Raw genomic sequence first — 12,486 nt, 5'->3', positions numbered from 1 at the left:
CCATCATGATAGTTTGGAGTGAACAATAAATTTCACAAATTATCCTGCAGACGTCAGCCGTTTACGTTATGATTAACTTAGACTTTAAAACGGATTATAAAGGGAGCAGAAGCCATGGCAGACGTGGATATCAATCAAATCATTACGACACTTAAAAAGCGATTTACCGCAGAAAACCAATTTATTTTTTGGTACGACGATAATGGTGACTTTGCTGATAGTATCTCGGCTATCAAAGACGCTTTGACGGGTATTGCCGAAGTTGTGGTGATGGCGCCAGGACATCAGGTAGCCACTAAACAGCACTTATTGGCATTATCACGTCAAAGAAAAGCATTAATCTACTCACCGGCCCCTGAGCCGGCATTAGATGAAGATCATCTTCGCAGTATTTTATGGTATTCTGGAACATTTTCTGCGGACTCTAAGGAGATCCTACGTAAGGAATTAGGACTACCGGATGAGCTGAAGCCCTTCATCAAACAATATACGACGTTTTTTGGTAACGAGCGTCGACGCAAGAGCTTTGCCCGCTACGATGTGGCCAGTTACCAGAAGAAACCAGAGTTGGCAATTATGGCCGTTCTGGTCCACCTGGATCAACCGATCGTAGACTTTTTTGATGTGTTGCAAGAGCTCTTAACCAAGGGCATTCAAGACAATCCAGTACTGGAAGAGTTTGAGAAGTTTGGTGTCTTAGGGGCTTTTTGGTCCGAGATTGCCGACCGATTTGGTTACGTTAGCCAGCAGCCGCAATTGGTGGATTTAATGACGGGGATGTATTTGACCGTTGTCTACCAGCAAATGGACAAGGCGGTACCCAAAGCGCTAACGCAATATGACCTAAGTAATCATGGCGCCAACGTCCGTACCTTGGTACAACAGTTTAGTAATCATCGAAATAGTGCGACGACTCAGGACGAAGATGACTTTGCTAGCATTGCCGATTTAATCTGGCGCAATGTGGATGGCGATCGACTATTTAAAGAAACCAAGATGGATGATTTGGCTAAGTCAGATGTATTTCCCCGATTTGACCAGCGTATTTTGCTGTGGATTCAGGATCGGCTACAGCTTGAGGACTTGGACGGTCGCCTTAATAATCAGACGATTGTGGAGATAACCCATCAACGCTTAGAAACTCACTTTGGCATTAAGCCGCGTTTTGCGCGGCTTTACCGCATGATGCGCAAGGCCTGGTACATTGTTCGTCATGCTCATCAACAGCCCCAGGAAGGCCTGCAAGAGATGATTGACGACTACGTGACGACGGGGTACAAGATGGATACCGATTATCGCAAGTTTACGTACTATTATCAGCAGGCGGGGATGCCGGAACAGTTTGCCAAGACGAAGGCGCTAATTGAGTCGATTTATGTAAATAATTATCTGGACAATTCCATTTACGCTTGGAATCAAGGCTTAGATTACGCCGAAGTTGATCCGAAAAAATTGCAGCGTAATTTTTACAGATTCCATGTTTCCCCAGAAAAGAATCGTGTGGTCGTGATTATTTCAGACGCATTCCGATTTGAAGCGGCAAAAGAGCTGGAGAAACGGTTGAGTCGTGAGGATCAAGTAACCGGACTAAAAATGGATTACATGATTACGGGATTACCCTCGGTAACGTATCTGGGGATGCCATTGCTACTACCTAACCGTAAGCTGAGTTTAAACACTCAAAATAAGAAAATGACGGTTGATGGTCAACTAGCCGATAGTTTGGCGCATCGTCAAGAAATCCTACAACATCATAATCCTAAGAGTGCCGCCTATGCCTTAGATGATTTGAAGGGTGACTCTGCGAAGGGAATTCGGGCGAAGTTTACGGGACAAGAAGTGGTCTACATTTATCACAATCAAGTGGACGCGATTGGTGACAATAAGAAGACGGAAGATGATGTGTTTAAGGCGACCGAAGAGGCAATTGACGAGATTCAGCAGTTGATCACACGTCTACGAACGCAGGGGATTGCTCAGATCTACGTGACGGCGGATCATGGTTACATTTATCGTAATGATCAGCTCAAAGAAACGGACAAAATCGCGGTTACAGCAGAAGATGGCGACGAGAAGTCTCAACGTTATTTCATCTCACCTCGCCAATTTGACTTACCAGGCGTTGCTCATCAGAAGTTGGGTGACATTCTGGCAAATGATGATCAAGACAATGTGTATTATCCCAAAACCGCCAATGTTTTTAAGGCGGTTGGCTCATTTAATTATGTTCACGGCGGATCATCGCTTCAGGAAATGGTGGTGCCCCTATTAGAGGTTAAAACGACCTCTAGCCGGTCGGCGGCACATGACGTTGAGCTGGAATTATTCAGCATGAACCGGCAGATTACGTCGTTGACGGTGCCGTTGGTTGTCCGTCAGTCAGCGGCGATTAGTTCGACCGTCATTCCGGCTGAATTCAAACTGTACTTTATCAATGAACGTGATCAGCAAATTTCAGGTCAAACCACGGTTAACGCCAATAGTCGATCGGTTTCCGTGAAGGATCGTATGCAAAACATTCAGATTGTTTTAGCCGATCACGATTACGATAAGCAACAGAATTATTATCTCGTTATCGAGAACATGAACAATGGTGAAAAGACGGAAACGCCATTTACCATGGACATTGCGGATTTAAACGATTTTGATTTTTAAGCTATTTTGGCGGTATCATTGACCTAAAAAGGTGGTGCTTCTCGTGGAGCAAGAGTCGTTGTTTGCCAATCAACAGAATACGCCGTTGGCTAGTCGGGTGCGGCCGCGGTCGCTCGCCGATTTCGTGGGTCAGGGGCACTTGCTGGGCCCCGGTAAGATTTTGCGTGAGCTCATTGAAAATGACGAGGTGTCGTCGATGATTTTCTGGGGGCCGCCGGGTGTGGGCAAAACCACGCTAGCTGAGATTATTGCTCGCCAGACGCAGGCCAAGTTTTTACGGTTCAGTGCGGTCGACAGTAGCATTAGTCAGATTAAAAAAATCATGAAGCAGGCCGGTAATGATTTGGCCATCGGTGAAAAGACCATCGTGTTTGTCGATGAAATTCACCGCTTCAACAAAGCCCAGCAGGATGCCTTTCTACCGTACGTTGAGCGGGGCAGCATTGTCCTGATCGGGGCGACGACCGAGAACCCCTCCTTTGAGATTAATTCCGCTCTGCTATCGCGGTGTAAGGTCTTTGTACTCAAGGCCTTGGAGACGGCGGATGTTGAGCAGTTGTTGACCAATGCGTTGGCCAGCCCGGATGGGTTTAAAGGCAAGGTCGAGATTGGCGCCGATGAACTGCGGGCGATCGCTGAATTTGCCAATGGCGATGCGCGCAGTGCGTTGAATACGCTAGAAATGGCCGTGCTCAACGGCAACAAGCAGGGCGATCAGGTGACCGTCAACATGGACGATCTCAAACAACTGATCTCGCAGAAGTTCGTGCTCTACGATAAGACGGGTGAGGAGCACTATAACATTATTTCGGCGCTGCACAAGTCCATGCGGAACAGCGATCCGGATGCCGCCATCTATTGGCTGTCGCGGATGCTGGAGGGTGGCGAAGATCCGTTGTACATTGCGCGGCGCTTGGTCCGCTTTGCCAGCGAGGACATTGGGTTGGCAGACACCAACGCCCTGAATGTGGCAGTCAACGTCTTTCAGGCCTGCCAATTTCTGGGGATGCCGGAGTGTGACGTCCATCTGACGGAGGCGGTCACCTATCTAGCGCTGGCACCGAAGTCCAACGCCATTTATAAGGCTCGTCTGGCAGCTAAACGGGACGTGAAGGAAACCCGTGATGAGCCGGTACCCCTTCAGATTCGCAACGCGCCGACCAAGTTGATGAAGGACCTGGACTACGGGAAGGATTATCAGTACGCGCACGACACCAAGGATAAATTGACCACGATGCAGACACTACCGGATTCCTTGATCGGCCACGAGTATTATCACCCGACGAATCAGGGACGGGAAGACCTCTTTAAGAAGCGGCTGGATTATGTGAAACAGTGGCGGCAGGACCACGCGGGTGACGATCAACATTAACTGTGGATTGTTGAAATATGGACGATAAAGACCTAAACAGCGATTGAATTTCAGCTGTTTATTGAAAATTAGGCAATATTTGAATAAACAGGTGTACCTTATCTGCTGTTTATTCAAATATCGCCGTTTTTTTAATTTATAAATCGAAAGGCCACCTTATTAAGACCTATCCGGAAATTAAGGATGCTGAGCTAATGGTGGTTTTAAATACACAGGATAATCGTCAATTCCCGCGCTCAGTGGTTAAATGGATCATTAAGTAATAAAATGAGAAAACAATTAAAATTACCATTGCATTTTCATCTATAGCCACCTATAATACAACCAATACTTCAAAACGTTGAGGAAAAAAGTAGCCCTGGCAGCGATGCGTAGTGAGTCACGTCAAGTGGAAAGTGACCGTCAAGCCAGGGTGAAAATCATTTCCGAGTTCGATGCTGATATGTAGGCAATCGTGGTGGCCACCATTATTTGGCTAGCGGATGTTTGTCCGTGATGAGTGAGGCGGGTAACTGCCTCAAAAAGGTGGTACCGTTCTACTTGTAGAGCCCTTTTCCCGTAGTGGGAGAAGGGCTCTTTTGACGTTTAAAATCAAAGTTAAGTTGTGGAGGAAGCAATATGAAGCAGACAGTAACGGGTAAATCGCGCAAAAACTTGGGACAATTATTAGTAGTTAGTTCCCTGATCTTCGGTATGTTCTTTGGTTCCGGCAACTTAATTTTCCCCGTGCACCTGGGGCAAATGGCGGGCAGTCACTGGTTCACGGCGGCTCTGGGCTTCGCGATCTCTGGGTCGTTGTTTCCGCTGCTAGCGATTTTGGCGGTGGTGGTCACCAAGAGCGACGGTCTCTATGACCTGGCCAAGCCGGTGGGGCGGCACTATGCGGCTCTCTTTTTAATCCTGGTTCACCTGACAATCGGGCCCTTCTTCGGGACGCCACGGACGGCCGCAACGGCTTATGAAATGGCGCTGCAGCCGTTTCTGCCTAAGCGTTTCGACACGGTGGGGATGTTGCTCTTCACGGGCTTGTTCTTCGGCGCCGCCTACCTATTGGCCACGCATCAGAATAACTTGGTCAAGGTGGTCGGTAAGTACCTAAACGCGGGCTTCTTAGCGATGTTGGCCATCATCTTCGTGGTAGCATTTATCAATCCGATGGGTGGCTTGGATCACGCGGCGACCACGGCTTACCAGAGCAACGCAACGGTCAGTGGCTTTCTGGAAGGCTACAACACCGTGGATGCGGTCGCACTGCTGGCCTTGAGTGTGACCTTTGTCCATGCGGTTCGGGGGCTGGGTTACCACGACCGGGAGCTCACCCGACTGACGGCTAAGGCCGGGACGTTGAGCATTGTCTTGGAAATCCTGATCTACTTTGGGTTGGTTCTGTTGGGGGCCTTTAGCCTGAGTCAATTGACGTTGTCCGCAAATGGCGCCGTGGCGTTATCGCAAATCGTGGGTCACTACTTCACGCGGTTCGGGACGGCCTTCCTGGGAGTTCTGGTGACGCTGGGGGTCTTCACGACGGCACTAGGGCTGGTGACTTCGTTTGCCCAGGACTTTCACAAGTTATTCCCCAAGGTCAGCTACCTGAGCTGGTTACGCGTGACCACCTTCGTGTCCTTCCTGGTGGCTAACGCCGGACTGAACACGATCATTGCCTGGTCGTTGCCCGTGTTGATGCTGCTCTATCCGTTGTCGTTGGCGTTAATCTTGGTTTCCTTAACGGTTGCCAAACGCCCCTACGCTGGTATTGTGTATAAAATGACGATTGCTTTTACCGCGGTTCCGGCCGTGTTGGACATGCTGGCCAATTCACCCAAGGTAGTGACCAGTCTAGGGCCAGTTGCGAGCGTCTTGCGATTCTATCACCAGGTCATCCCGTTTGCCGGTCTCGGCTTGGGGTGGCTAGTTCCGACCTTTGTGGGTTTTGTCCTCGGGATCGTTTGGGGGCATCTGCGGTGGGCTAGTGAGCGGACGTCCGTGGTTGAGAATGATCGTTAGGGCGGTCTGCGTGAGAGTCATGGTATACTCATAGCAGCATTAATGAAACGGAGGTAGCAACCATGACGCAACTCTATTTTCTCTGTACCGGGAATTCTTGCCGCAGTCAAATGGCGGAAGGCTTTGCCCGACAGTTGGCACCGCAAGATTGGCAGATCGCTAGCGCGGGTGTTGAACAACACGGCTTGAATCCACTGGCGGTGAAGGTGATGGCCGAACGCGGGATCGACATTAGCCAACAACAATCGAAACTGATTGATAACGACTATTTACAGCACAGCGACATGGTGGTCACCCTGTGTGGGGATGCCCGGGACAAGTGTCCGATGACGCCGCCCACCGTGGCTAAGCGTCACTGGCCACTCCCTGATCCGGCCCAAGCGACTGGGGACGAAGACGCAGTACTGGCCGTTTTCCGGCAGGTACGTGATGAGATTGAAGCGCGTGTGAAGCGGTTGGTGGCGGCGCTAGAAGAGTAGGCGATATGCGTATACATATCGTGTCAGTTTTATGACAAATATGGCTAGAGATGAGGGGAATTTCCACCTCATCTCTTTTTTTTAGCTCGCTCAGGTATCTGGCTTGTCACGGAAAAATACCCATTCGAAAAAAAACACAACAAATTTCGCACAAACGGTTGAAATTTCACAAGGTGTGGGCGATACTGAGGTTAGTTGGTTCACTGAACCATGATGTTAGTTTCTGTTATCGCTTCCAATCGAATTATATTCAAGACGGTGGCTGTCCCGGTTAGTTGGGCGGCCTGCCGCACTAACAGTAATGACTTGAGAAGTGGTGCAAGAACGACCGAGCGATAAGGAGGGATTTGGATGGTTCGTCGTAGTATGAATCGTAATCAGTTGCATGACCAGAATTTGAAGTTTGTCCTACAACAGATTTTTAATAACCATCCCACCTCGCGGATCGAAATTTCTCACCAGCTTCACCTAAATAAGTCAACGGTCTCATCGTTATACAACACACTGATGGCCGACGGGTACTTGACAGAATTGGGTCTGGGGGAGGCTTCCACTGCGGGTGGGCGTAAGCCGACGTTAGTTGAGATCAACCAGAACTATGGTTACACATTAACGTTTGATTTGGGGTACCGGCACTTGCACGCCCTGGCCACGCGTTTGGATGGCCACGTTTGGCAGTATGACCGGATTGAGACCAAGGATCAATCGATTCACGAGATGGTGGATCGGATCAAGCAGTATATTACGGATACCCAGTCCGCTGATACCAGCAGTCATGGCCTACTCGGCATCTGCTTCTCCATTCACGGGATCGTGATGGATAATAAAGTGGTCACGTCCCCCTTCATTGATATGGATGGTATCGACTTAGAGCAGACCTTTACCGAGGCCTACCACGTGCCGGTCGTGTTGGAAAACGAAGCCAACCTGTCTGCCGTTTATGAACGGGACTTCAATGGCGCTCGCAACCTCAACAGTGCTGTCACCATCAGTATTCACCGTGGGATTGGTGCCGGGGTTATCCTGCACCGCGACCTCTTCCGGGGTGAACACGGGGATGCCGGCGAAATTGGGCGAACGGTGGCCAGTCTACAATTTGATGATGACGGCAAGACCCGGCCGATCCACGCCGAAGATATTTGTTCGGAAGACGCCATTATCCAGCAGGTTGAACAACGTAAACAGCTCAGTAACCTGGACCGTGGCGACATTGTCCGACTATATCAAGACGGGGATGCGGAAACGGTCAAGATTATGCGGACCTTTGTGATGGGAATTTCTTCCCTGATCTATAACACGATGCGCACACTGGATCCCGATGCGTTCTTCATCAACTCACCGTTGGTTGAAGAACTACCGGATCTGTTGACCGACATTCGCGTGGCTTACCGTAAGTTGTCTGAAAATGATGACCGGGGGATTGAGCTGACCAACAATGCTCGGCTAGCCACGGTTCTCGGCGGCTGCTCCCTGATCACGCACCGCGTGTTGAATCTTAACGGCTACGAGTTGAATTTTGACCGACCGAACGCGGAAGCTACTGAAATTTAAGATGAGTTCACAAAATGACGCCCACGGCAATTTCGCTGTGGACGTCATTTTTATATTGTGCCTTAGGATTAGTTGCGTTTCCGTCGAACGGTAAAGCCGATGATGGTGCCCAAGAGAAGGGCTAAACCGACGAGTGGTGACGTACGATGCTCGTTGGTTTGGGGCAAGGTTTGTTTAGTTGCCGCGGTTGGGGCGGCTAAGTCTACCGAGTTGGCTGTGGTCTTACCCGCAACTTTTGCGGGTGCTGTCGCGGTTAAACGTTGTGGCTGCTTGGCAGTGGCCGTGACCGTTGCGGCTTGACCCTGGTTATTAGCTTTTTGTGGCTGAGCGGGTTTGGCTTGGTTGGGTTTAGCCTGATTTGGCTGCTTCTTAGTGGGGTCGGTTCCTGGTGTGATTGTGGCGCCATCTCCGCCAGAAGCCAGCTTGTGGTAGGTGACCATGACGTCTTGATTACTTGATCCAAACGTACCAGTCGGGTTGCTGGCGGAATCTAGCTGGTAGCCTTGGAGTACGGGGGTTTTTACCTGGTAAGTTGTCCCCGGCTGACCAGTCAGTTGCGCATCAGGTAGTAATTGCGCGCCCTGACCGTCTTGGTAGTGAACCGTGACCGTTACGGTTGTGGCCGGCGTAACGGGTGGGGTGACGGGGGTAACTGGTTTAGTGGCATCCTTGGTGTAATACAAGGTGATGGTTTGTGCCTGATCCGAGAATGTTCCGGTGATGGCGGCATTTTGATTAGCAGCATCATCATAGGTGTAGCCGTCAACGGCCAGTTGGTCTGGCGTCAGCGTGTAGGTATCACCGGCCGTTTTGTCGCTGCCAAAGACGAGGTCTGGTTTGATTGCTGTGGCGTCATCGGCTTTATCCCGGTATTGGACGGTGATAGGTGCGGCGGTAGTGGCGTAGGGGATGAGGACGGTAAAGAAATCTCTTAGAGTGCTGATTAAATCGGCACGAAGATAATATTTATGATGGCCAGGAGTGGCAATACCAGTAACTGTCGGCGCGTAACCATCCACACCTGAGAAGCCATTCTCGTAGTAGTAGAGACTCTGTGGTGCAATGTTTTTAAAGGTAATGGTATTATCCGCATTTAGATTGAAATCGTCCCTGGTCATACCTGATAAGAAGACTTGAGTAAGCATTCCGCCAGCATTAGGGCCAACGTGAACTTCTCTAATTTTTCGCTCGATGTCTTGGAAGTCGGTTGGCGAAATAAATTTATTGCTTAAAGTTGCATTATAGTTCTTCGGAAGTTGAACGGGAGAAAGCACAGTAATCTTTTGGGTCTTTGGGTCGATAAACTTCTGCTGTGCAAAGTCAAGTACAAAGAGTTGATGTGAGATTTGTAGAGACGCAAATTGCTTGGAATCAAGCATCGAAAAATCACCGATCATATTGTAAGAAACATCCAAGTCAACGAGATTTTTAAGATTGGCGAGTGGTTTAAGATTAGCAATCTTGTTATATGCAACATGTAAGGTCGTTAATTTCTTGAGCGGAATTAAAGGTGTTAAGTCAACAACATCGCCTATTGCCCCTGATCCATTTGGTGAATTTTGTAAAGCAGTGTATTCTGGGTTCTTACCCTCGCCATTACCTTGAAAAGAAAGATCCAGCGAAAGTAAATTCTTGGCGTATTGAAGTCCCTCTAATGAAAAGGGCGTTTCGCCATCAACATAAACAGTGTCACCTAGTACATGCCCTGTGCTCAGGTGGGTTAATTGCAACATATCAGTTTGTGTGATCTGAGAGGCATCCTCTTTAAGATACTTGGCAACCATTCTCTGGAGTGTCTTATTTGGCATCCAGTCATCAATCGACTGGCTTGCTGGCACATTGAGTGGCGTTATAGCGGCAATTGGCGTGCTTGCAGGTTGTGATGATGAGGCATCAATTGGCTGCGGTGTTGGGGTTTGGGACACTTGTGTTTTTGGATCTTTTGGCTCAACCTTAGGTGCTGGTGCTGGTGCTGGTGCTGGTGCTGGTGCTGGTGCTGGTGCTGGTGCTGGTGTATGTACGACTGGTTCTTCAGGAGTGGTTGGCTGTTTAGCTGGCGCTGGATTCTCAGGGGTCACATTTGTTGTTTCTTTTGAATTAGGCGTTTCTGGCAAAACACGGTTTCTGGTCTCAGTTGTCGTCGGCTCAACGGTTGTTTCAGTCGTTGTAGCTGGATTGGAGTTAGCATCCGCGTGGGCTACAGTGCCGCCAAAGGTGAAAAGCAAGCCCGCCGAAACAATGCCGGCAAAAACCCAGGATTTTCCGCTTTTGTACATTTTGTAATGTAGAGTTGTGTTTGCTATTTTAGTCATGATACTCCTCCTTCGAACAAGTTAAGGGTTAAAACTACGTCTGAATAACGATTAACACCAGTATAGGAGATTTGAGAGAAGAAATCCACAGCATACCTGATTAGGTTTATAGTGAGAATAACCATGCAAAAGTGACTTAGCCAATAGTCGAAAACGTGTATTAGAGGCGTTTCTCTAATGCAAAAGACTCATAAATGAGAATGGTTATTAAAAAAAGAATATGAAAAAAGAATGTCATAATTGTGGATAGCTTGATTGCTGTCCTAAAAGATGTACGGGTCGATGGTTGGTTATAAGTTACATAATAATGGCATAAAGTAGCAGTTAGTTTGTCAGCTTTAGCCAGCACCTACTTTCTAGCAATGCAAATGGCAATGCTTTTAAGAGTAGGATTATGAAGTTCTTTTTAACAGTCATACTATAGGAAAAAAGCTGACTAACCTGGAAGATCATACGGACTGTAAGCTTACAGTGAAATCCCCGTACGACACTATTCGCAATCGCTAACAATTTTTTAAATCTTTTCCCGAAAACGCTTGCATTAACGATAAAACCTTGTATAATTGAATTTGTAAGTTGGTTGTCGCAACGAACTAACTAGGAGGGTTTTTATAAATTATGGATACTAAAACAAGTTACTGGAAGGGCATCGACAAGATTCAATACGTCGGCCATCAAGATAAGAAGTCAGGTTTAGGGTTCCAATACTACAACCCAGAAGAAGTTATTGGCGGAAAGAAAATGAAAGATTGGTTACGGTTCGCCGTAGCTTACTGGCACACCTTTGATCAACGCTTAGTTGACCCATTCGGTGATGGTACTGCCCAACGTCCATACGACAAGTACACTGATCCTATGGACTTGGCTTTAGCCAAGGTTGATGCTGCATTCGAATTTTACGACAAATTGGGTGTAGATTACCTTTGCTTCCACGATCGTGACTTAGCTCCAGAAGGCGACACTTTACGTGAAACCAACAAGAACCTGGACAAAGTTGTTGACAAGATCGTTGAATACCAAAAGACTTCTGGCATGAAGGTTCTCTGGAACACGTCAAACATGTTCACGAACCCTCGCTTCGTTGAAGGTGCCGCAACTTCTCCATACGCTGACATCTTTGCTTACTGTGCCGCTCAATTGAAGCACAGTTTGGAAATTGGTAAGCGTGTTGGCTCTGAAAACTATGTCTTCTGGGGTGGCCGTGAAGGTTACGAATCACTCTGGAACACCAACATGAAGGAAGAACAAGAACACGCTGCTAAGTTCTTCCACATGGCTAAAGACTACGCTAACGAAATTGGCTTCGACGCACAAATGTTGCTCGAACCAAAGCCAAAGGAACCAACGACTCACCAATACGACTTCGATGCCGCAACCACGATTGCCTTCATGAAGGAATACGGTTTGGACAAAGACTTCAAGTTGAACTTGGAAGGTAACCACGCTAACTTAGCTGGTCACACTTACCAACACGAAATCCGGACTGCCCGTGAAGCAGGTCTGTTAGGTTCATTGGACGCCAACCAAGGTGACAAGTTAATCGGCTGGGATATTGATGAATACCCATCTAACTTGTACGAAACGACTGCTGCAATGTACGAAGTTGTTGAAAACGGCAGCATCGGCCCTCGCGGTGGTTTGAACTTCGATGCTAAGCCTCGTCGTTCATCATTTGCCCCAGAAGACCTCTTCTACGGTCACATTGTAGGTATGGACAGCTTTGCTGCCGGCTTACGGGTTGCCGTTGCTATGAAGGAAGACGGCTTCTTAGACAACTTGAAGAAGGACCGTTACAGTTCATACGAATCTGGTATCGGTGCTGATATCGAAAGCGGCAAGGCAGACTTCAAGTCCCTTGAAAAGTACGCTATCGACAAGCCACAATCAGAATTGATTGCTGCTACGCACTCAGATCACTTGGAAGAAGTCAAGGATACGATCAACCATTACATCATTGACACTTTGAGCAAGTAATCTCGATCCTTACGAAAATAAAGATCAATAGAATGGCGGACGGACGGTGTGTTCGTCCGCCATTTTTATTTACCACAATTGCAGACTAGTTGAAATGGTAGACTTGAAAATGGCCTAACCTTTCACCTGCGGCTGGCAG

7 protein-coding genes are annotated in these 12,486 nt (G+C 48.2%); 6 read left to right on the top strand and 1 reads right to left on the bottom strand.

The genetic code is table 11. The annotated features are described in order from the left end of the window. Positions 1–114 precede the first annotated feature (114 nt). The 5 genes from pglZ (at position 115) to FD28_RS07175 (ending at position 8,061) form a co-directional block, all read left to right on the top strand. Positions 115–2,655, top strand: a complete 2,541-nt coding sequence (gene pglZ / locus FD28_RS07195) for a BREX-1 system phosphatase PglZ type A (protein ID WP_057734066.1) — start codon at positions 115–117, stop codon at positions 2,653–2,655. 43 nt (positions 2,656–2,698) lie between these two features. Continuing rightward, a complete protein-coding gene (locus tag FD28_RS07190) occupies positions 2,699–4,027 on the top strand; it encodes a replication-associated recombination protein A (protein ID WP_057734064.1) in 1,329 nt (442 codons plus the stop codon). A gap of 618 nt (positions 4,028–4,645) precedes the next feature. After that, entirely contained in the window at positions 4,646–6,031 is a 1,386-nt protein-coding gene (brnQ, locus tag FD28_RS07185) for a branched-chain amino acid transport system II carrier protein (protein ID WP_057734062.1), read from the top strand. A 62-nt stretch (positions 6,032–6,093) separates the two neighbouring features. Then, on the top strand, positions 6,094–6,510 hold the full coding sequence (gene arsC / locus FD28_RS07180; RefSeq protein WP_057734061.1) for an arsenate reductase (thioredoxin): 417 nt from the start codon (positions 6,094–6,096) through the stop codon (positions 6,508–6,510). Between the two features lie 351 nt (positions 6,511–6,861). Further along, complete coding sequence (locus FD28_RS07175) at positions 6,862–8,061, top strand: ROK family protein (protein ID WP_057734059.1); 1,200 nt, start codon at positions 6,862–6,864, stop codon at positions 8,059–8,061. 68 nt (positions 8,062–8,129) lie between these two features. Here the strand turns inward: FD28_RS07175 and FD28_RS07170 are convergent, their stop codons facing one another. After that, positions 8,130–10,373 (bottom strand): MucBP domain-containing protein, encoded by a 2,244-nt coding sequence (locus FD28_RS07170; protein WP_057734057.1) that lies wholly within the window; start codon positions 10,371–10,373, stop codon positions 8,130–8,132. Positions 10,374–10,991: 618 nt separating this feature from the next. Between FD28_RS07170 and xylA the strand changes: the two genes are divergently transcribed. Beyond that, a complete protein-coding gene (gene xylA / locus FD28_RS07165; RefSeq protein ID WP_057734054.1) occupies positions 10,992–12,347 on the top strand; it encodes a xylose isomerase in 1,356 nt (451 codons plus the stop codon). The last annotated feature ends 139 nt before the right edge of the window (positions 12,348–12,486 follow it).

The sequence above is a fragment of the Levilactobacillus hammesii DSM 16381 genome, from assembly GCF_001434395.1.
Lineage (GTDB): Bacteria > Bacillota > Bacilli > Lactobacillales > Lactobacillaceae > Levilactobacillus > Levilactobacillus hammesii.
The sequence above is the reverse complement of the archived record's forward strand: the minus strand, read 5'-3'. Positions and strand labels throughout refer to the sequence as shown.